Source organism: Vibrio sp. 704 (assembly GCF_033339295.1).
The window spans coordinates 522096-545052 of the sequence record NZ_JAWOUH010000001.1 but is presented as its reverse complement, the minus strand read 5'-3'; the positions used below and the strand labels follow the sequence as shown (position 1 = coordinate 545052).

Here is a 22957-nt window from a genome sequence, read left to right as displayed (position 1 = left end):
ATCCGATATGACAAACAAAACAAATAAGGTTGTCACTATTACGCTCAACCCAGCATTGGATTTAACAGGTTCAGTAAATGAACTAAACGTTGGTTCCGTGAGCTTAGTACAGCAAAGCAATCTCCACGCTGCTGGTAAAGGTGTCAACGTAGCAAAAGTATTGAGCGATTTAGGCGCAGACGTCACGGTTACCGGCTTTCTCGGTAAAGATAACCCTGAGCTATTTCATCAGCTTTTCAATGACATCAACGTTAAGAATGAATTTGTGGAAGTAAAGGGTGCCACTCGTATCAACGTTAAGCTGGTTGAGGCCAATGGCAACGTCAGTGATATCAACTTCCCTGGCGTTCAAGTAGCGGCCGACGAAATTACTCGCTTTGAGGAGACACTATTTCGTCTAGCGGAGACGCATGATTACTTTGTACTTGCAGGTAGCTTACCTGGAGGCGTAACCGCCGAACAATGCGCTGCATGGATAGAAGCACTGCATCAACAAGGCAAAAAGGTGTTGTTCGACAGTAGCAAAGCCGCATTGAAGTCAGGTATTGAGGCTCACCCATGGTTGATTAAGCCCAACGATGAAGAACTTGGTGATTTTGTTGGCGAACATCTAGCAACACCTGAACAATGCCAAGCTGCAGCGCAAACACTGAGCGACAAAGGCATAGAAAACATCGTGGTTTCTATGGGACCTGACGGTGTTATGTGGCTCAACCAAGGCGAATGGCTTAGTGCAAAACCGCCTCGAATGCATGTCGTGAGCACCGTTGGCGCAGGCGATACGCTGGTCGCTGGCTTGTGTTGGGGCCACATGCAACTGATGCCTAAAAACGATTTATTGCGCTTCGCTACGGCACTTTCTGCTTTGGCAGTTAGTCAAGTTGGCGTAGGGCTAACCAGTCAGGAAGAACTGGAAAATATCAAGCGACAAACTGAAGTTAGCGCGCTTTACCCTATTACAAACTTAGAACAAAACTAAGGAACAGAAGGTTATCGTATGAATATTGCCATTATTACTGCCTGTCCGAGCGGTGTAGCAAATAGCATCCTTGCGGCAGGATTACTAGAACAAGCCGCCGCAAAATTAAACTGGAATGCCAAAATAGAATGTCAATCAAGTGTGGTGGAACCAACACTATTGACGGAAGCTGACGTTGAACAAGCCGAAGTCATTGTCATTGCGGCAAATACTAGCGTCGACACTTCCCGTTTTGTAGGAAAAAAGATTTACCAAGCGGAAATTAGCGAAGTAGCAAAAGACGCAACTGCGTTTCTCCAGCAAGCGGTTGAAAACGCCACCTTACTTGAAAAAGCAACCACACTTGCAGCCCCTATCACTGCAGATACAACATCAGCAGCGAAGAAAATTGTTGCAATCACCGCTTGCCCTACTGGCGTTGCGCATACCTTTATGGCGGCAGAAGCTTTAGAAGAAGAAGGCAAGCGTCGTGGTCATCAAATCAAGGTGGAAACTCGTGGTTCAGTTGGCGCTAAAAACCAACTGACTGAGCAAGAAATTGCAGACGCCGATCTGGTGATCATTGCTGCGGATATTGAAGTGCCACTTGATCGCTTTAACGGAAAAAAGATGTACCGCACGAAAACAGGCCCAGCTCTGAAAAAAACAGCCGAAGAGATGGACAAAGCATTCGAGCAAGCCACGATTTACCAACATTCAGGTTCTGCAAATTCTGCTTCGGCAGCAGACGAGAAGAAAGGCGCTTACAAACACTTGATGACAGGGGTATCGCACATGCTGCCTGTGGTTGTCGCTGGTGGTTTGATCATCGCCCTATCGTTCGTGTTTGGTATTGAAGCATTTAAAGAAGAAGGCACACTAGCAGCAGCCTTGATGAACATTGGTGGTGGCTCTGCATTCGCATTGATGATTCCTGTACTTGCTGGCTATATTGCGTTTTCAATCGCTGACCGTCCTGGTCTGGCTCCTGGTCTTGTTGGTGGTATGCTAGCAAGTTCAACGGGTGCTGGTTTCCTAGGTGGTATCGCAGCTGGCTTCATTGCCGGTTACGCAGCGAAACTCCTCGCAGATAAGGTGAAACTGCCACAATCGATGGAGGCGCTTAAACCGATTCTGATCATTCCATTTGTAGCAACATTGTTCACTGGTCTTGTCATGATCTACATCGTAGGCGGCCCAGTTTCAGGCATCATGAACGGCCTGACTGACTTCCTAAACAACATGGGATCTGACAGTGCAGTACTACTGGGTATTATCCTTGGCGCAATGATGTGTTTCGACCTAGGAGGCCCGGTAAACAAAGCCGCTTACGCATTTGGTGTTGGCCTTTTGGCTTCACAAACTTACGCACCAATGGCGGCAATCATGGCCGCAGGTATGGTTCCTGCGCTAGGTATGGGTTTAGCGACCTTCATTGCGAAGAACAAATTTGAACAAAATGAACGTGAGGCTGGTAAAGCATCATTTGTCTTGGGCCTGTGTTTCATCTCTGAAGGCGCAATTCCATTTGCTGCGAAAGATCCAATGCGCGTGATTCCATCTTGTATGGCAGGTGGCGCGCTTACTGGTGCCCTATCGATGCTATTCGGTGCGAAATTAATGGCACCACACGGCGGTCTATTCGTGCTGCTAATTCCTAACGCAATTTCACCAGTATTAATGTATTTAGTGGCTATTGCAGCGGGTACAGCGGTAACTGGCTTTACTTACGCATTCTTAAAAAGCAAAGCAGAAGCGAAGCAAGAAGTCGCAGCTTAATTAGAGCGACTCCGGTTAACAATGCCACCCTCGAATTTGGCATTTAGCACCTCCCTTTAATTCCGGTTAAGGGAGGTGTTTTTTATTCCGCAGCCGGAACGGCTACAATGTCTACTTCCCCACTGCTCATATCCACCGTTGCTTGATAAGCGCTATGCGGGTCACCGTAGTGCTTGAAGGTAAAGTGGTAAACGTTAGCTGGCGTCCACAAGGTTTTTGACTCTGCGGGCAGAATGTCATAGCCGTCTTGCTGATAAAGCTCTGTCGCCATTACATTTGCGATTGCCGCCTGCTGGTTAGCGTCTCGATCCACCTTTTGCTCTAGTGACGGGTTACTTGGATAAGACTCACCGTTGTAACTCATGAGTCGATATGAGCCATTACTCCAAACGATAAAGTCCTGCCAACCATTACTGTAACTGTCGGCTAGTACAATAGGCGTGCGAGTTACCGACATTCGATTAATAACGTTTCCCTCATTATCAAACATATATGCAGAGCAGCCACCACTACCACAGAAATAGCGATCTTGAAGCAACACTATGTGTTCTGCCTTGCCGTCGCTGTTTAGGTCGGCGCTACCCGATAGATAACGTAGATTGTCTTGCTCGAGCGACAGCCCTTCAGGGGCTAAAACCTTACTATCAATCCAACTGGAAATGACTTCGGCACTAACACTGTTAATTTTAGGGGCAGGTTGTTTGGTTTCTGTCGGCATGCTATCCGTCGCGGTGCAGCCAACCAAGGTGAAAGAACCAACGAAGAAGAGTCCGTTTAATATGCGCTTATTCATGTAATCTCAATCTTTGATGTGTCGTTACATCAGTATACGCATGATTTGCATTGTAATCGTAAGAAAATCATTAAAATCAAGCAAATGAATGGTTTGGTATATATTAGTAAGATCAAAAAAGCCCCGAAGAAAACCTTCAGGGCTAGGCAGGAAGCTGGCAAATAGCCAGGAGTCCCTATGCAGTGGTCGGTTTTACCCTAAACAGAATTGCAAACATCACTGGCACCACTATCAGTGTCAGTACAGTAGCAAAACCAAGACCTGCCATAATCGTTATTGCCATCGAGCCAAAGAAGGCGTCGAAGACCAGTGGAATCATCCCCAAGATAGTTGTTAGCGCAGCCATACTTACCGGACGAACGCGGCTTATCGCACTATCAACAATCGCGAGGTAAGGATCTTTACCTGACTCCAACTCAAGGTTAATTTGGTCAAGCAACACAATACCGTTTTTCAAAATCATGCCACTTAGGCTTAACAAACCAAGGAATGCTGTAAAACTGAACGGCATGTTCGTGGTAAGCAAACCAAAAGCAACGCCAATGATCGCTAACGGAACGGTGAACCAAATGACCAACGGCTTTTTGATTGAGTTAAACAATAAAATAGTAATGATGAACATCAACAAGTAACCCATCGGCAATGAACCGAATAGGCCTTCTTGTGCATCTTTGGATGATTCGTACTCACCACCCCATGTGATTTCGTATCCTTCTGGAACATGCAATGCCATCACTTTAGGCTGTACACGAGCAAATAAGCTTGCTGCCGTGTCGTCACTCAACACATCATGGTCCGCGAGAACGGTTAACGTACGCTTACGGTCACGACGCTGAATTAGCGGCTCACTCCAATCCAGTTGAACGCCATCAATCACTTGATCAACCGGAATATACGTTTGCAACGAAGGACTCCAAATGGTCACGTTTTGTAGTGATTCAAAATCTACGCGTTCTTCTTCAGGAAGACGTGTCATAATTGGCAACGTATGTGTACCATCACGCAAGTAACCTAAGGTGCTACCACCAAACGCCATTTGCAGTGTGCTTGAAAGATCTTCTTTCGAAATACCTAAGCGACGAGCTTTAGACTCATTGAAAGCGGGTACAAGTTCCTTGGTGCGCTCTCGCCAATCGTGACGAATGTTTCGGGCACCAGGATCGGTATGAAGGATGTCTTCAACTTGCACCGCCAAGTCACGTAAAACTTGTGGATCAGGGCCAGTAATACGCGCTTCGATCTTAGACGCTGGTGATGGACCAAATTCCATCAATTTAAACTGGAACGTAGGCGCATCAAATGTTTTCGCCAGATTCTCATCTAACTTATGCAGTAAACCAAACATTTTCTCACGATCAGTCGCGCGAACTTGGAACTGAGCGTACGCTTCGTAACTTTTTTCTGGTTGATAGGTTAAAGCAAAACGCTGTAGGCCCTGCCCAATCGAAGCAGAAACAAAGTCAATATCATCTTGCTGACGAATGTAGCTTTCGACCTCTTCAGCTTTTTTGATCGTTTCACGGATGTCAGTACCCTCTGGCATCCACATATCCACGTAGAACATCGGCGTATTCGATGGTGGGAAGAACTGCTGTTTTACATTACCAAATGCCACGACAGCACCCACTAATAGCGCCACCATGCCAGCAACGGTAAGCCAGCGGAATCGCAATGCAAATTTCAGCGATGCCCCAAATACGACAAACAACCAGCCTTTATAAGGATCATCTTCGCTAGTACCTTGCTCTTTGTTTTCCTCTTTCAACAAAAGATCGGCAAGGAAAGGCGTCAGTGTAATAGCGGTAATCCAGCTTAAAAATAGTGAGAAACACAGCACCCAGAATAGAGAGCCCATGAACTCACCTGTCGCATCTTGCGACAAGCCGATAGGTGCAAAAGCCGTAATTGCAATAACAGTCGCGCCCAGCAAAGGCCATTGTGTTTGCTTTACAATATCGACAGCCGCTTGAACTTTGGTACGCCCTTTCTTTAGGCCAACCAATATGCCTTCCACGACAACAATCGCGTTATCAACCAGCATACCTAAGGCAATAATTAACGCGCCAAGAGAAATACGATGCAGTTCGATGTTGTTGTAATTCATCAAAATGAAGGTACCAAATACCGTCAATAACAACACAACTCCAATGATGACACCACTGCGTAAACCCATAGTAAACAGCAACACAATGATTACGATCGCCACTGCCTCCGCTAGACTAATTACAAACGCTTTAACAGATTCATCCACCTCATTGGCTTGGTTGTAAAAGTAGTTCATATCGATGCCAGCAGGCTTGATAGACTCAAGGCTCGCGAGCTCCGCATCCAAACGTTCACCAACCTCAACCACGTTCACACCCGATGCAAACGAGATACCGATATTAATCGCTTTTTGACCGTTAAAGAGTACGACGTTGCTTGGCTTCTCTTGAATACCGCGAGAAATCGTTGCTACGTCTTTTAGACGAATTAGATTTCCTGTGTCACGGCCATGAATGATCAGATTTTCTAGTGCTTCTACAGTGTTTAAGGTGCCGCTTGGGCGAATAACAAGGCTTTCGCCATTGACCATCACTTCACCTGCTGAAACCACATTGTTTTGCTGGTTCAACAAGCTCGAAACCACATTCATGTCTAAGTTCAGTGCAGCAAGGCGATCAAGTGAGATCTCAACGAATAGCATTTCTTGCTGATCGCCCGTGATGTCTACCTTACCAACACCATCAACAAGCTCGATTTCACGGGTCAGGTAATCCGCATAACGTTTCAGCTCTACATAGTCGTAATCGTCACCAGTGAGCATTAACATCACGCCATAAACGTCACCGAAATCATCAATGATCTGTAAAGACTGAACACCTTGAGGCAATGATGGTCGTAAATCATTAATTTTACGGCGCATTTCATCCCAAATTTGCGGCAGTTCATCAGGACCATAGTCCATTTCCATGCTCACCGTTATTTGAGACATACCATTAGAAGACGTAGAGGTAATTTTGTCGATATAAGGGAGTTTTCGAATCTCTTTTTCTAGAGGATACGTCAGCTCTTCTTCAACTTCTTTTGACGTCGCGCCAGGGTATGTTGAGATGATCATGGCATCTTTGATCGTAAATGCCGGGTCTTCTAATCGTCCAAGCTCCAAAAATGACGTTAAACCACCAACAGCAAGGATAATAATGAACAACCAGCTGATGACTTTGTTTTTTATTGAATACTCAGCAATGTTCATTATTGGTTATTCTCCACAACATCCACATGTTTACCTTCGCGTAATTTACGCAGATTTGAATTAATCAGAATATCGCCCTGGCTAACACCTGACGACACAATGGCTCCATTGCCATTCACTTGAGAAATCATGACAGGCACTCGTGTGACAATGTCACCTTCTTTTTTCCACACAAAGAACTCATTCCCTTCACTGCCTGCTTGAAGCGCCGTGACAGGAACACTGTAACCATCGATAGAGGTAATGCCCGCCTTCACCATATCGACCAAAACGCTTACGCTGGTTCCCGGCAATATCTCTGTTTTTGGCTGTGGCATCGTCAAGTACATTTCGTAGGTTTGAGTTTCAGCGTTGGGTTCACTTGTGTGCTCTAAATAGTCCAAAGCAAATCTGCCATCGATGCCGGAGAAGGTTGCTCTAGGCTTGTAGCTCATGCTGTCTGAGTTTGGGTCTACCATCGCTAAAACATTGTCGGAAAGCTCAATACGCACGTAAACCAAATCGTTTTGGTATAGGTTTAACACGGGTTCACCAATTGCCACACGCTCAAAACGTTCTTTGAAAACATCGGATACTTTACCGGCGAACGGGGCGAATAAACGGGTGTAATTCAATTGATTGGTCGCGTTATAGAAAGTAGCCTCAGCTAGCTCTTTATTGGCGGTTAGCTCATCAAGTTCCGCTTTTGAAATCATTTGACGTGCATGCAAGTCTTCACCGCGTTTAAGCTGACGAATTGCGAGTGTGTATTGTGCTTCTGCGTCATTCACGGCTTGCTTCTCTTTGCTATCATCTAGCTTTGCGATCATTTGCCCCTGCTTCACAACGTCACCCGCTTTAACCAATACGTGCTGAACTTCCCCAGCGCGGCGAAATGCCATTGGCGTTTGCTCTGCAGGCACTACTATGCCTTTGAACGCGCGATGTTGACTTTGTACTGGTGCATCCACCGAGATAGTCGACACAAAAAGTGGCTGCTTGACGATAGCTTGGTTTTCATTTTTGCACCCTGTTAAAACTGCAAGTGCAATCGCAGAGATCGTAAGTAGAGAACGTTTCATTAAATGCCTCCCTCACGAACCCAAGCTTTCACCACTTGTCCTTCAACCAGTCTCTCAACACCAGCAATAACAACGTAATCATTGTTATCAAGCCCGGCTTTCACACCACCTGCTGCGTCAAGTGACACAGTGACTTTATTGACCTGCTGCGTGCTTCTGTCCATTACCCAAACTTCACCTTGCGTCCCATTTTTGTTGACCCAAGCAGACTGAGGTAACGTCATCGCGTCCGATACATGTTGTTTAGCAATGTGTACCTGCCCAGTCATACCTGTCAGCAAATTGCGATCTTCTGGTCGAGTGATGGTCACGATCGCCTCATAACTATTGGTATCGATGTTTGGCTGCGTCGAAATTTCTTTAAATTGCCCAGGGATACGTTTTCCTGGCTCGCTATCCATCGTCACCCACATATCGGAGTTTTGCAGTGACTCAAGTGATACAGATTCCGCATAACTTACTGGCAAGGTGAAAGATACATCCAACGTCGTGTTATCAATGAGATTCAAGATCTCCTGCTTCTCTGCTACTACTTGAAACGGGTTGACATAGGTATATGACACAATGCCATCAAACGGTGCGTGAATTTTGGTATAGCTCAAATCGGTTTTAGCTTGTTCGTAGTTCGCCAATGCCGCTTTATATTGAGTTTCTTTCTGATCGTACTCATCAGTACTAATGAGTTTTTTTCCGTAAAGGTTTTTCGCGCGGTCCCATTGTGTTTTCGCTAACGCGTACTGCGCTTGAGCGGCATCTAACGCAAGCTGAAGATCTTTAGGGTCTAACGTTGCGAGCACTTCACCTTTTTGGACTTTTTGACCCATGCGTACACGTAATTCATCAACCTCTCCACCAACCTGAAAAGAAAGCTGCGCGCGATGTGTTGCATCAATACGCGCTAAAAAGGCGTGCGAGTCTTCAAGTTCTAGGTCTTTCACCGCCAGTAATTTTACAGGTTTGATTAAAGGTTCAGACGGCTCAGAAATGGCTTTATTACACCCAGTTAGCATCCCAGAAAGACTTAATGTCACCACTGCGCCAACTAAAGTGCGCTTTAAATATTGTTTTCGCACCCGCTTTCTCCGTAGGTTTTATATATTACACAGCCGTGCAGTATAAGCAGAATTTGAAATTGATCAACATATTTTCCAGGTGGATAGCAAATTAATTAGTCAAAGCGTTCGGTTTCTGGTAAAAGTAAGCGCGTGATTAATATTCGGGAAAATTCGAACTATGAATGAAAGAAAGCAGGGGCGTAGAAGTGCTGAAGCAGCAGAACAAACTAAGTGTCTGATCCTTAAAGTGGCAGCAGACATGTTTTGTGAACTTGGTTACGAGCGTGTCTCGCTGCGCAATATCAGTGAAAAGGCTGGTGTTTCACATAGTTTGATCCGTCACCACTTCGGCAGCAAAGAGAAAATCTGGCAAGCGGTTAGCGATGCAATGGACGAGTTCATGCAGTGCTATATGGCTGAACTCATCAATGAAATGCCGGAGAACACACCTTCGAATAGAAAAATTTATCTGTTTATGGTTCGCATGCTAGCATTTGCTCTCGTCAATCCTCATCCAGTACAGATGATCGCCGATGCCATTCGACAAGGCGATGACGGTGCTCTGCTGCAGTATTTCTTAAAGTCAAAAGATGAGTTCGCTGCGATATTTACCGGAATTTTCGAGCAGTACAACAGCGAAAACCCTAATGCACAATTTGATCAGTGGGAATCAAAGTGGCAAATGTTGATCTTCGCACATGGTGCTGTCAGTCTCGCGCCAATGATGCAAGAAACATGGCCGGATATTGCAGATAATCGCGAAAAACTGCTGATCAAGCATTGGGAATTGTTTAATACCATTATGGCCTCTCAATTTGGGATCCCAAAAGAAGAGATGATTCATCCGGAAAAGCTTGAAGATATCGTTATTGATATGTGCTGTACTATTGATGAAGCAGTAAACTAAAAGTAAACAAGCGAAAAGAAGACATAAAAAATGCCGAGCTACAAAGCTCGGCATTTTTGTTTCAATTCGTTTTAACCACGGTAGTAGCGTTGTGGTACGAACGGCATTTTTTCAACTGTCATTGGTAGCATTTTACCACGCACTTCAGCGAACACTTCAGTACCAATCGTCGCCAAATCCGCACGAACATAACCCATTGAGACTGGCTTACCTGCATTCGGACCCGCCGTACCGCTGGTTACAACGCCAATTTTAACGCCGTCAGCATCAAACAGTTCAACACCTTCACGCACTGGCGCTTTGGTTTGACCTACTAGACCCACACGCTTACGCGCCACATCTTTAGTCTCAATCTGCTTAAGAATAATGTCTGCGCCAGGGAAACCACCTTCACGTTCACCACCAATACGACGAACTTTTTGGATACCCCATAGCAAGCTCGCTTCAACAGGTGTTGTTGTTGTGTCTAGGTCATGACCGTATAGACAAAGGCCACACTCAAGACGAAGCGAATCACGAGCACCAAGGCCAATCCATTCAACTTCATCTTCAGCAGTCAGTTTACGTGCTAGCTCTTCCGCTTTGTCAGCAGGAACCGAGATTTCGTAACCGTCTTCGCCTGTATAACCACTACGAGAAACAATGCACTCGGCGCCTAAAATATCGACTTTACGAATATCCATGAACAGCATTTCAGAAACTTCTGGTGCAAAACGCGCCAATACAGCCGCCGCTTTAGGGCCTTGGATTGCAAGTAGAGCTCGGTCTTCGATAATTTCTAGCTCAACACCAGATGGTAAATGCGCTTGTAGGTGTGCGATATCTTGCGCTTTACATGCTGCGTTCACAACCACAAACAGATGATCGCCTAGGTTAGCCACCATCAAGTCGTCCATGATGCCGCCCTCTTCATTAGTGAAAAAAGCGTAACGCTGTTTACCAGACTCAAGATCCACAATATCCACTGGAACTAATGTTTCTAGGAACGCAGCTGCACCGTCACCAATTAGGCGAAGCTGTCCCATGTGAGAAACGTCAAACAGACCTGCCGCATCACGAGTATGTAAGTGTTCCTTCTTTACGCCTAGAGGATACTGAACAGGCATATCGTAACCCGCGAACGGGACCATTTTGGCACCAACTTCAACGTGAAGTGCGTGTAGTGGTGTTTTCAGTAGTTCTTGAGTCATTTTCGTCTCCATTTAGATAGACCCGAGAATGCTATCGGCATTCGATGTGTTTCCAATAATAAACATGGCTCATTCTATTTTGCACGAACAAGACGTAGATCGACTTGCAAAAGTGTGACTCTTAACATTTTAATCACAAAAAATCGTACAAAAAAAGCGCTTTAATGAGCAAGTTCTCATCAAAAAAGCGCCTTTTCATCATAACGACCACCAACAGCAATCGTTTGCTTTCACTATAGGAAATTTACAAGTATTTATCACTATTTGGCTGTCACCCACAAAATGAGCGCATCTTCCTCGCTAACACTGGTCAACATATGTCCCATATTTGCATCGTAATAAACGCTGTCTCCCTCGCTTAAAACAACAGGTTCGTAAAACTCAGAATAGAACATGACCTCACCAGATAAGATAAGCAGAAATTCTTCGCCATCATGACGAACCCAGTCTTTATATTCATCAAAACTACGAGCTCGAATTTGGCTCTTAAACGGCATCATTTTCTTATTGGAAAGTTGTGTCGCGAGCAGTTCATGTTCATAAGTTTGTGTTGGGTGTGGTTTACCTTCATTCTTCTTGGTAACATCCCTACGCCCTGTCGCTACCTTTTTTCTAGGTGGCTCAAATAGTTGTGGCATGTCAATTTGTAAGCCAAGTGCCAATTTTTGCATCGCTTGAAACGTCGGGGAGATCTGCTCATTTTCTATTTTGCTCAGTGTAGATCGAGCAAGCCCGGTTCGCTGACTGGCCTCTTCTAATGTGATACCGAGTTTCGAGCGGATATCCTTAATACGCTGGCCCAGTTTTAACGGCTCGATATTTTGGTCATGTTGCTCTTTTGCCAACGTCATCGATGGGTATTCATCGTAAATACTTTCTGCCATAAATCCCTCTATAGATATCCATATTTTTTGTCTTACTCGCATTGTGCATGAAGCACATAGTGGATAGAAGTCCACCAAGTGAATTAAACCGTGCTCTTGTTAACAAATTTTGAAATCTTGTTTCCTATAGGAAATTTTTGGTTGATTGTTCCCGTCACAGGCGCTATGTTACCAACTTGTTAGATGTAGAGATGCATATTTCCGTAAGAGATTGGTAAAGGAAACACGCAATCCAACGGAGTTTTTGCCCAAATTTAGGGCCGGATGTTCACTCTGTTCTGCTACGCAGTTCAGCTGTTTTTGAGGACAAATGAACCACAACCGCAAATCATAACTCATCTATTGCGGGTTCATTTTCAGATTTGGAAGGTCAACTACCATGAATAAGAGTTACCCTAACCACAGCTTGGAAAACTTTTTCTCTACCAACCTCTCTGCGACAGATGATGCTGTCTTTGCTGGAATTCAAGCGGAATCCGCTCGCCAAAACGAACAAATCGAACTTATCGCTTCTGAGAACATTGTTTCTAAAGCGGTAATGCAAGCTCAAGGCACATGCCTAACAAACAAATACGCTGAAGGCTACCCAGGTCGTCGTTACTATGGTGGTTGTGAGCACGTAGATACAGTGGAAGCCATTGCTATCGAACGCGCAAAAAAACTTTTCAATTGTGAATACGCAAACGTTCAACCACACTCAGGCGCACAAGCAAACGGCGCAGTAAAACTAGCACTGCTTCAACCTGGTGACACCATTCTTGGTATGTCTTTAGACGCAGGTGGTCACCTGACGCACGGTGCACGCCCTGCACTTTCTGGTAAATGGTTTAATGCAGTTCAATACGGTGTTGATCGCGAAACACTGGAAATCAACTACGAAGATGTTCGTGAGCTAGCACTTGAGCACCAACCTAAAATGATCATCGCAGGTGGTAGCGCTATTCCACGTACTATCGACTTTGCAAAATTCCGTGAAATCGCAGACGAAGTAAATGCAATTCTTATGGTCGACATGGCGCACATCGCTGGTCTTATCGCAACAGGCGCACACCCTAGCCCACTGCCATACGCACACGTTGTTACGACTACAACACACAAAACATTGCGTGGCCCTCGCGGCGGTATGATTCTTACTAACCACGAAGACATCATTAAGAAAATCAACTCAGCCGTATTCCCTGGCCTACAAGGTGGCCCACTGATGCACGTTATCGCAGCCAAAGCGGTCGCATTTGGTGAAGCGCTTGGCCCTGAATTTAAAACTTATATTGATTCGGTGATCAATAACGCAAAAGTCCTAGCGGAAGTATTGCAAACTCGCGGTTGCGACATCGTAACTGGTGGCACAGACACGCACCTAATGCTGGTTGACCTTCGTCCGAAAGGGTTGAAAGGCAATAAAGCAGAAGAAGCTCTAGAGCGTGCTGGGATCACATGTAACAAAAATGGCATCCCATTCGATACAGAGAAGCCTATGATTACATCGGGCATCCGTTTAGGAACGCCTGCGGGTACAAGCCGCGGCTTTGGCGCTGAAGAATTCAAACTCATCGGTAATTGGATTGGTGACGTACTGGACGGTTTAGTGAACAACCCTGAAGGTGACGCAGAAGTTGAAAAACGCGTTCGCAAAGAAGTAAAAGAACTTTGCAGTCGCTTTCCTCTATACCAGTAAACGATTTTTTTAAAATCATAATAATTCCTGACAAGTTATTCGGAGATTAAGCAATGGACAAAACACTGAAGTTTGCAGATAGCCACGAGTGGGTACGTGACAACGGTGACGGCACAGTAACAATTGGTATTTCTGAGCATGCACAAGAAATGCTAGGTGACGTGGTATTCGTTGACCTACCAGACGTAGAAGACGAAGTTGAGGCAGGTGAAAGCTTCTCTCTCGTTGAATCTGTAAAAGCAGCGTCAGACATCTACGCACCAATCACTGGTGAAATCGTAGAAATCAATGAAGAACTAGAAGACAGCCCAGAGCTAATTAACGAAGAGCCGTACGAAGGTGGCTGGATCGTAAAAGTGAAGATGTCTGATGTATCTGAACTAGATAACCTGAAAGACGCAGACGAATACCTAAACTCTATCGAAGAAGAGTAATTAGGATGTGACGAAAGCTGTTCCCTAGCCTGTTTAGAGAACAGCTTTTTTTCTAGGTTCGGACGTATAATTTAATTTATCAGTAACGCAAATCCGTTACCCGAACCAAGGAGTAGGTAAAGGACAATGACTGAATTACTTCAAAGCCTCAGCACACAAAACGAGTTCGTTGCTCGCCACAATGGACCAAACAAATCTGACCAACAGAAAATGTTGGAAGCGATCAACGCAGTTAGCCTAGATTCGCTTATCGACGAAACCGTACCAGCACAAATTCGCCTAGAGCAACCAATGAGCTTGGCAGAAGCGAAAAGCGAAGCAGACATGCTGGCAGCAATGCGTAAGTTCGCCGATCAGAACCAAGTTAAACGTACATTCATTGGTCAGGGTTACTACAACACCTTCACGCCGAACGTGATTCTACGCAACGTGATGGAAAACCCGGGCTGGTACACTGCTTACACCCCTTACCAACCAGAGATCTCACAAGGTCGTTTAGAAGCACTTCTAAACTACCAACAAATGGTGATGGATCTTACTGGTATGGAAATCGCGAACGCGTCATTGCTCGATGAAGCAACGGCAGCAGCAGAAGCGATGACACTTTGTAAGCGTGCGGGTAAAAGCAAGAGCAACGTATTCTTCGTTGCTGACGACGTTCACCCACAAACCATCGAAGTGGTAAAAACTCGTGCGAAATTCATCGGCTTTGAAGTCTTGGTTGGTTCTTTAGAATCACTACCAGAGCAAGACGTGTTCGGCGCACTAGTTCAATACCCAAGTACAACAGGTGAAGTTCGTGACCTAACGGACATCATCGCTAAAGCGCAAGCAAACAAAACACTAGTGACTGTAGCAACGGACCTTCTTGCTTCTACCCTACTTAAACCTGCTGGTGAAATGGGCGCAGACGTAGCAATCGGTTCAGCACAACGTTTTGGCGTGCCGATGGGTTACGGCGGTCCACACGCTGCTTTCATGGCAACTCGTGATAAGCACAAGCGTACAATGCCTGGGCGTGTTATCGGTGTTTCTATCGATACCAACGGTAACCAAGCACTGCGTATGGCAATGCAAACGCGTGAACAGCACATCCGTCGTGAAAAAGCGACTTCAAACATCTGTACTGCTCAAGCACTGCTAGCGAACATGGCGTCTTTCTACGCGGTTTACCACGGCGCAGAAGGTCTACGCACGATTGCTCGTCGTACGCACCACATGACAGCCATCCTAGCCGCTGGCCTAACTAAAGGCGGCTTCGAGCTTGCTCACAACAGCTTCTTCGACACCATCACTATCAACACAGGTGCACAAACTGAAGACCTATACGCGAAAGCACTAACCGCAGACATCAACCTACGTAAGTTGGATACTCAGCTAGGTGTGAGCTTCGACGAAACCACAACCGTGGCAGATGTAGAAGCCCTATTCGCAGTATTCGGTGTGAAAGAAGAAGTCGCAGCACTATCAACTGAAATCGCAGGCAACGAGTTTGCAGCCATTCCAGAAGCATTGCGCCGCACAACAGAATATCTAACACACCCTGTGTTTAACACGCACCACAGCGAAACACAGATGATGCGTTACCTAAAACAGCTAGAGAACAAAGACTTCTCACTCACGCACGGCATGATCCCACTGGGCAGCTGTACGATGAAGCTGAACGCAGCAGCAGAGATGATTCCAGTAACTTGGCCTGAGTTTGGTTCGATCCACCCGTTCGCACCAGCAGAACAAGCAGCTGGTTACGCTGCACTCGCAAAAGACCTTAAAGAAAAGCTATGTGAAATCACTGGCTATGACGCATTCTCACTACAACCAAACTCTGGTGCATCGGGTGAGTACGCAGGTCTTATCGCGATTCAACGCTACCACGAAAGCCGTGGCGAAGGTCACCGCAACGTATGTTTGATCCCAAGCTCTGCGCACGGTACTAACCCTGCGACAGCATCTATGGTGTCAATGAAAGTGGTTGTGGTTAAGTGTGATGAAGAAGGCAACATCGACATCGACGACCTAGCAGCGAAAATCGAGAAACACAAAGACAACCTATCAAGCATTATGATCACTTACCCTTCTACGCACGGCGTTTACGAAGAGAAAGTGAAAGAAGTGTGTGAAATGGTTCATGCCGCTGGTGGTCAGGTTTACCTAGACGGCGCTAACATGAACGCGCAGGTTGGTCTAACATCACCAGGCTTCATCGGTTCAGACGTTTCTCACCTAAACCTACACAAAACCTTCTGCATCCCGCACGGTGGTGGCGGTCCGGGTATGGGTCCTATCGGTGTGAAATCTCACCTAGCTCCTTTCTTACCAGGGCATATTGAAGACGGTGTAGAAGGCGCAGATTTCGCAGTATCAGCAGCAGATATGGGTAGCGCTTCTATCCTGCCTATCTCTTGGGCTTACATCGCAATGATGGGCGAAGCTGGCCTAACAGATGCTACAAAAGTAGCAATTCTGAACGCAAACTACGTGATGGAAACACTTCGCCAACACTACCCTGTTCTTTACCGTGGCAAAAATGGCCGCGTAGCGCACGAATGTATTATCGACATTCGTCCGCTGAAAGAAGAAACAGGTATCAGCGAAGAAGACATCGCGAAGCGTCTAATGGACTACGGTTTCCACGCACCAACTATGTCGTTCCCTGTAGCGGGCACGCTAATGGTTGAGCCAACGGAATCGGAAGATCTAGAAGAGCTGGACCGCTTCTGTGATGCGATGATCGCTATCCGCGAAGAAATGGAGAAAGTGAAAAACGGTGAATGGCCACTGGATAACAACCCACTTGTTAACGCGCCACACACACAAGTTGATCTTTCAGCTGAAGATTGGGACCGCCCTTACTCTCGCGAGATTGGCTGCTTCCCGTCTAAAGCGACCAAATCTTGGAAGTACTGGCCAACGGTAAACCGCGTAGATAACGTATACGGCGACCGTAACCTAATCTGTTCATGCCCAAGCATCGATAACTACGAAGATTAATTTTTGTAGTTGTCACATCACAATAAAGTTTGTGACTAGATTAATTAAGTCTGTGACTGAAATTAAGTTTGTGACTTAAACTTTACAAAAGAAAAGCGAACCGGATGGTTCGCTTTTTCTTTTAGCTCGAATTGAAAATGAAAGACATCGATGAAACAGCGCAAACTCTTATGCGTTGGAATTAAAACTCATCTTTGGACAATTCAGAGTTACCATGTTTACTAAATTAGCAAAATGCGGATTGTTTGGGGTATAGCAAAACCTCTAATGTAGTGGTCAATTTCACCTATTCACTACACATCACAAATCTGGCAAGGATTATCGTTAGTTACACACGACCTTGTTTCAAGGGGAGCTAGAGTAGCCCAAAACGAAAGCACAGGCTTGAAGTTGGGGCTGCTTGATTATAGTCAGCAGGCATCTCACCAGAAAAATTGCGCCGTAATGGGACTAGACTCAAATGGTCAGATTTTTTGAAGTGCAGTGAAGTCTACTCGTGAGTTTAGGAGAGGTCTAAAGGACTACTTTCTAAGTTATATTGACGAGAATTAGAACTCTAGCAACGACAGCCATATTGTTGTTAGAGAATCAAATCGTGCAGGTACGACATATATGTAGATCAGAAGATTTAGCCTTAAACAAAGCGGGTTTGATGCTGGCATTCACAAGAATGCTTTGTTTTATATATAGTTAACTATGGTATATGCATTAAGTATGTTATTTTAAAGAAATCTATATCCATGGCAAAGCAATGTATTGAAAACGTCTAACCTCACTAAGAATCTGGAATGTAGCCTTTACTTCCTTCCCGCTGGCAATGGCGACTGCGTCCTTATCCAGTATCAAGATGATCAGGCGGTATACCACAATATCCTGATTGATGGTGGTAATCGTAACCATCTTGAATTTAAGAAACAGAAGAGAAAGCTATTAGAAATTCTCGATGAAGGTCGTAAAGGTCGACTAGATCTTGTAATTGTCACTCATAGTGATGATGACCATATCAAAGGTATACTAAAATTGGTCATGGACCAGCAGTTAGCGCAATATGTGGATAAGTTCTGGTTCAACTCAGAAAAAACTATTAGCGAGTTACTCTCTTCCCCTTTTCAACATACACAACGTTATCTTGTAGATGAGCAAACAACTGGTGTTGAGCGCTCTTCAAGAAATCAGGACCACGATCTCTATCATGAACTTGATAAAGACAATCGATGGGATCGTGAGGTTGTTTCTTATCCTAAAGAAGAAGTGATAGGTAACTTAAAGATAACCGTACTTTCCCCAACAATTGAAAAACTAAGAAAGCTAGATGAGCACTGGCCTAAAATGCCTTTGAGTGCCCAGAATGTGAAGAGATCATCAAAATGCTTATCAGACCACGATCAGAGTCTGAATCTGCTAATGAATAACTTAAATCATTTTGAAGAAGATACTTCCCCGGTAAATGGGGCCAGCATCGCTCTAATGTTAGAGTGGTGCTCGAAACGATTTCTTTTATTATCGGACTCACATCCGAGTGTCATAATCGATAGCCTTACTGATTACACCTCTACGGATACGGAAACGTTAGACTTTGACTTGGTTAAGGTATCTCACCATGGAAGTAGAAATAATACAAGTGATGAACTTTTATCGATGATCAATTGTGAAGACTTTGTCATTACAACGAATGGAAAGAAGCATTGTCATCCTCATAAGGATTGTTTGGCAAGAATAATAAAAACCTACACGCCCAATAAAACCAAAATCTACTTCAATCATGATAACGAAATATTAAGGGGTGTGTTCTATCCCGATGAGTTCATAAATGTCCATTTCCCTAAAGAAAAGGAAGAGGGAATAAGGTTAACATATGAGTCTTGATTTAAGTCGTCTCCTTTCAGTTAAAGTAATTAACTCTGATACGGGCTCAGGAAGTGGCGTTATATACAAGCGATCTGGTTTTGCTTATGTGATAACAGCGAAGCATTGTATTTGCCCGAATTCCACTCGTGTTTGCAAACAAAAAAATAGAGAATGTAGTAATTGTCTTCTAACAAATAGTTACGCTTTCAAGAAAACGAAAATATCAATTGAAACTCCTGATAAGACACCTTCAATATCACTCAAACCTAAAGATATCTTAGCACCTAAGAACAAGGACATCGCAATTGTTGTCGTTAAAGATCAGGATTTGGATCAGCTAGAAGATTTACCCGAGTTATCGATTGCTGACAATAGATATCTTTTAGACGAAGGTTTATATGTTTCTTATGGTTACCCATCAGCTACAAGTAGCATTGAATCAATTCCGGTGATATTTGATTTTTGCTCGGCAGTCGGAACGGAGTTGTATTTCAAGATCAGTTCTAACACTATCGCTAACCTAGAAAGTGCAAAGTATAATATGGATGCCGCTTCAGGAATGGGAGTTTTGTGTAATAAGACTTCTAAGTTAGCTGGTATATATGTAAAAACAGATGATTATAGTGGTTCATACTCTGAGTATATAGATGAAAGCATAAATACCTTATTGTCAGAGAAAGGATATAATGTCCTTGATATTAATAATGAACATGAAAAGCTGAAATCACTTATAACCAATGAGTTCTTGTCCTGTTTTGAAAAAATAGATCATAACTTAACTCTTGGCTTGGAAAGAAATTTAGACTTATATACTATAAAGTTTAATGGAAAATCTATTGACTACAACAATCTCATTGAAAGAATATATGAATGCCTCCACCTTTTCTGTATTCCAAGAAAAGTGATACATGATTTAAAATTGGCTAAGAAAGAGCGTCAGTTACATAAAAGTGCGGATAAGGAATTTATCGCTTTAAAAAGCGATAGTAAGGTTTTTGATCTAATGCTTCAAGGCTTTTTAGAGTCCGAGTATGGTATGCCTAAATTATTCACGTCAATGGTCGGAAATAAAGATACTAAAAGTATTCATGTCAATATCAATAATAGAAGCAAACATGAGTTGGTACATGGCGTAAGTCATTTTGGTGATCATATAAACGATGTGTTTATTGAAGCTGTCGATAAACTATATGACTGTGCATGTAAAACTGAAAGTCCTACGGAATTAATTAGCTCAAATATATTTGATAGTACTTTTAACGAGGAAGATAAACTGTTTCTTACTTCAATTTTGATGCCTAAAGAAGAAAAAAAGGCTGTAGAATCCATTGATAGCTATGCAGTTTTAATTGGGTTTAACGTGAACTTTTCTTGTGTCAATGGATTGGTAGGGCATGAAAGTTACAAGAAGCAAGTGATAGATTTAATTATAAAAACAGTATCTGATAATATTAGCTCGCTAGCTCAATCTCTTAGTAAAGTTGATGCTATAGATACAGAGATTAAGATTTTCTTTATTCCATTTGAAAATGTAAGCAGCTTTAAAGATGATGTTGTTGAGGGTTTACAATGAGTAGTAGGTTTGGCGACTTTTTAGCGGAGAGAGTGATATCCGACAATTACTTTAATAAGCTATTTTTAAAATTAGTGGAGTCTCATGCCAAGTCTACTATTGAAAACCAGTTTTATCTTTCATTGGACAGAAGCTTACTGAAAGATTTATTTAGATTTACACATATTATTTGCAATTCAAACCGCTCCAAAGATAGAACCTTAGCATATCATATTGTCGCATTACTTGAGCCATTCTGTAAGGATAATGCAGAGTACCGAGTTTTGTATAATACGGTTTTATATAAGTTAGGGCTTTTTGCACTAGAGATTGATGGCCAAAGCTTGAATGATGATAATTATATAGAACTGTCAGTTAAAAAGAAAATAAATAACATTAGTGGTACTAAGTATGTTTTGACAGATGCTCAAAATGAAATATTTAAAAAATGAGTCATTCAAATGTCTTTAGTTTTTCTGGTCCTACATCTTTAGGAAAATCATTCATAATTGATAGGATGGTCGAGAAATCTATAAGTAATAATCGTAACGTTGCGATCATTGTACCTAGTAGAGCGCTTATAAACCAAGTTACAAATGAGATAAGAAATTCGCTAAAAGAATTGCTTAATAAGAATGAATACTCTGTGCTAAATAATATATCCGGTGAAGAAAAAGAAGATAGGAATTATATTTTTATTTTAACACCTGAAAGGCTGCTTAATTTACATACTAAAGAGAACTCCCTTGAACTTGATGATCTATTTGTTGATGAAGCGCATAAATTAGCTTCAAGTGGAAGTGATTCGGAGCGCAGTTTAACAGAATATAACGCAATCGAGATGACGCTGGCAAAGTACAAAAATATAAAAGTGTATTTTTCGTCTCCTAATATATCAAACCCTAGCGTTTTTCTAGAGTTGTTTGGTAAAAACCCACTCTATTCTTATCATACTGATGAAGCGCCTGTTTCTCAGAATATTTTCTTGATAGATGTTAGAAGTAGCTCTTTAAGAGTCCTTGCCAATGGTGATTTTATTAATATCAACTCAGATCTAGTTGATTCGATTAGTAATAATGATGATTTTATAATCAATGTTGGAAAGAAAAAACATTCGAATATGATTTATTGCTCTCGTGGAGAAACCGCAGTAAATCATGCTAAAGAGTTTTTATCTAAGCTAGATGACATTGAAATATCTGATGAGGTAAACAATGCCATTAAGGCAATATCTGACCTTGTACACGAAGACTATTACCTTGTTAAGTGTCTAAAGAAAAGAGTAGCTTACCATCATGGTAAGTTACCTCATTCTGTTAGGGGGATTGTCGAAGAGTTATTTAGAAAGGGAGAGATTAATTATATTTTTTGTACGCCGACCCTAGCTGAAGGGGTAAATATGCCTACAAAGAATATATTCATAATTTGTGAAGATAAAATCAGATACACTAAAAATAAAGACTCAAATAGAGTTAAGAGCCTAAATTTTTGGAATTTGGCAGGAAGAGCAGGTCGTTATCGCTCTGAGCTTTCTGGAAATGTTTTTTGTTTATCATCAGATACTAAATCTTGGGATAATGATCTGTCGATATTCAAGGATAAGTCCGTTAACCTAGAAAGCACAATTAAAAAAAATATTAAGAGCCAAGCCAAACTAGTTAAACTTGAGCGGTTACTTTCTTCTGATAAGTTGAGTTCTCAAGATGTCGACTCCACTATTAGGTATTTAGCAAATATAATTTGTATCGATACGTTAAGATTTCCAAAAGAGCTTCACAAAAGTAACACTATAAATATTTTTATTAAGGCTAATCTTCATAGGATTGTTGAACTAGCTAAAGCTAAAGCAAATGATATTAAAAATGTTCCTTTGGAATTGCTTAACTCATACAAGTCGCTAGATTTTGCTACCCATAAAGATATCTACGAAATAGCTAGATTCCATAAAAATAGTGCAGTTTTACCACCATTTAATTATGAAAACTGTTCTTCAGTGTTAAATAAATTTCATAGCATCTACAACTGGGAGAAAACAGAAAGTATTAAGAAACCTCAAATATCCTATTACAATAAACTTATGTATGATTGGATTAGTGGAAGGTCAGTCAATCAAATGATTGTTGGATCAATTAGATATCACAAAGAAAATAATAAAAAATTATTTATACGAAAGGGTAACGAAGTAATAACCCCTACCTTTGACGGAAGTCTAGAGCATGTAAATATATTGATTGAAGATTTATTTACTGATCTTGAAGATGTCTTGAGGTTTAAGTTTGAAAGATATTTTAATCATTACTTCAAAGCGCTTGTTAGCGTTAATGGAGAAGGTGATTCTGGAACAAACTGGGCGACATTCTTAGAATATGGCTCTACGAATCCATTTGAAATAGAGTTACAAAATGCAGGGATATCAAGGTTTACTGCAATCAATATCTATAGAAATGAGAGCCTTAGAAAGTATGTATATAAGAGCAACGATGAGTTGGTTATAGACTACAAAAAGTTACTCAAAGCTTTTCCAGTCAACTCTTTCGAGTATCGAGAATTGAAGGCTATGTCACTTTAGTTTGGGAAAGGCAACCGATCATGGGT

General features: G+C 42.9%; 16 protein-coding genes. 10 read left to right on the top strand and 6 right to left on the bottom strand.

From position 1 onward, the window contains the following. The first annotated feature begins 7 nt into the window (after window positions 1-7). Both pfkB and fruA read left to right on the top strand, forming a co-directional pair. A complete protein-coding gene (gene pfkB / locus R7R24_RS02220) occupies window positions 8-979 on the top strand; it encodes a 1-phosphofructokinase (RefSeq protein WP_017634191.1) in 972 nt (323 codons plus the stop codon). Between the two features lie 18 nt (window positions 980-997). Further along, entirely contained in the window at window positions 998-2737 is a 1740-nt protein-coding gene (fruA, locus tag R7R24_RS02215) for a PTS fructose transporter subunit IIBC (RefSeq protein WP_054577868.1), read from the top strand. An 82-nt stretch (window positions 2738-2819) separates the two neighbouring features. Here fruA and R7R24_RS02210 read toward each other — a convergent pair whose 3' ends face one another. The 4 genes from R7R24_RS02210 to R7R24_RS02195 form a co-directional block, all read right to left on the bottom strand. Then, window positions 2820-3530 (bottom strand): hypothetical protein, encoded by a 711-nt coding sequence (locus tag R7R24_RS02210; RefSeq protein WP_054577867.1) that lies wholly within the window; start codon window positions 3528-3530, stop codon window positions 2820-2822. 175 nt (window positions 3531-3705) lie between these two features. Then, window positions 3706-6765, bottom strand: coding sequence for an efflux RND transporter permease subunit (locus R7R24_RS02205; RefSeq protein ID WP_213883434.1), 3060 nt, complete (start codon window positions 6763-6765; stop codon window positions 3706-3708). Then, window positions 6765-7826 carry an efflux RND transporter periplasmic adaptor subunit gene (locus tag R7R24_RS02200; RefSeq protein ID WP_025767806.1) on the bottom strand — a complete coding sequence of 354 codons (1062 nt, stop codon included), beginning with the start codon at window positions 7824-7826 and terminating at the stop codon, window positions 6765-6767. The genes R7R24_RS02205 and R7R24_RS02200 overlap by 1 nt, the downstream gene beginning before the upstream one ends. After that, window positions 7826-8899 carry an efflux RND transporter periplasmic adaptor subunit gene (locus R7R24_RS02195; RefSeq protein ID WP_017820965.1) on the bottom strand — a complete coding sequence of 358 codons (1074 nt, stop codon included), beginning with the start codon at window positions 8897-8899 and terminating at the stop codon, window positions 7826-7828. The genes R7R24_RS02200 and R7R24_RS02195 overlap by 1 nt, the downstream gene beginning before the upstream one ends. A gap of 160 nt (window positions 8900-9059) precedes the next feature. On the opposite strand from R7R24_RS02195, the gene vdeR reads away from it, so the two are divergent. Next, window positions 9060-9788, top strand: a complete 729-nt coding sequence (gene vdeR / locus R7R24_RS02190; protein WP_005376423.1) for an efflux transporter transcriptional repressor VdeR — start codon at window positions 9060-9062, stop codon at window positions 9786-9788. A 71-nt stretch (window positions 9789-9859) separates the two neighbouring features. On the opposite strand, the gene gcvT is transcribed toward vdeR, so the two are convergent. After that, window positions 9860-10978 carry a glycine cleavage system aminomethyltransferase GcvT gene (gene gcvT, locus R7R24_RS02185; RefSeq protein ID WP_054577865.1) on the bottom strand — a complete coding sequence of 373 codons (1119 nt, stop codon included), beginning with the start codon at window positions 10976-10978 and terminating at the stop codon, window positions 9860-9862. A 260-nt stretch (window positions 10979-11238) separates the two neighbouring features. Further along, entirely contained in the window at window positions 11239-11862 is a 624-nt protein-coding gene (locus R7R24_RS02180) for a helix-turn-helix domain-containing protein (RefSeq protein WP_005376429.1), read from the bottom strand. Window positions 11863-12241: 379 nt separating this feature from the next. On the opposite strand from R7R24_RS02180, the gene R7R24_RS02175 reads away from it, so the two are divergent. The 7 genes from R7R24_RS02175 to R7R24_RS02145 all read left to right on the top strand — a co-directional run bounded on the left by R7R24_RS02175 (window position 12242) and on the right by R7R24_RS02145 (window position 22931). Next, window positions 12242-13537 carry a serine hydroxymethyltransferase gene (locus R7R24_RS02175; protein WP_054577864.1) on the top strand — a complete coding sequence of 432 codons (1296 nt, stop codon included), beginning with the start codon at window positions 12242-12244 and terminating at the stop codon, window positions 13535-13537. Between the two features lie 53 nt (window positions 13538-13590). Continuing rightward, window positions 13591-13971: a glycine cleavage system protein GcvH gene (gene gcvH / locus R7R24_RS02170; protein WP_005376432.1), complete on the top strand. Its 381-nt coding sequence runs from the start codon at window positions 13591-13593 to the stop codon at window positions 13969-13971. Window positions 13972-14097: 126 nt separating this feature from the next. Further along, window positions 14098-16962 (top strand): aminomethyl-transferring glycine dehydrogenase, encoded by a 2865-nt coding sequence (gene gcvP / locus R7R24_RS02165; RefSeq protein ID WP_053349136.1) that lies wholly within the window; start codon window positions 14098-14100, stop codon window positions 16960-16962. 756 nt (window positions 16963-17718) lie between these two features. Continuing rightward, window positions 17719-18828 carry a ComEC/Rec2 family competence protein gene (locus R7R24_RS02160; RefSeq protein ID WP_054577863.1) on the top strand — a complete coding sequence of 370 codons (1110 nt, stop codon included), beginning with the start codon at window positions 17719-17721 and terminating at the stop codon, window positions 18826-18828. Then, window positions 18818-20383, top strand: coding sequence for a Hachiman antiphage defense system protein HamA (locus R7R24_RS02155; protein ID WP_054577862.1), 1566 nt, complete (start codon window positions 18818-18820; stop codon window positions 20381-20383). The genes R7R24_RS02160 and R7R24_RS02155 overlap by 11 nt, the downstream gene beginning before the upstream one ends. Then, entirely contained in the window at window positions 20380-20814 is a 435-nt protein-coding gene (locus R7R24_RS02150) for a hypothetical protein (RefSeq protein ID WP_318119412.1), read from the top strand. The genes R7R24_RS02155 and R7R24_RS02150 overlap by 4 nt, the downstream gene beginning before the upstream one ends. Continuing rightward, window positions 20811-22931, top strand: coding sequence for a DEAD/DEAH box helicase (locus R7R24_RS02145; RefSeq protein ID WP_318119411.1), 2121 nt, complete (start codon window positions 20811-20813; stop codon window positions 22929-22931). Before R7R24_RS02150 ends, R7R24_RS02145 begins: the two co-directional genes overlap by 4 nt. Window positions 22932-22957: the final 26 nt, after the last annotated feature.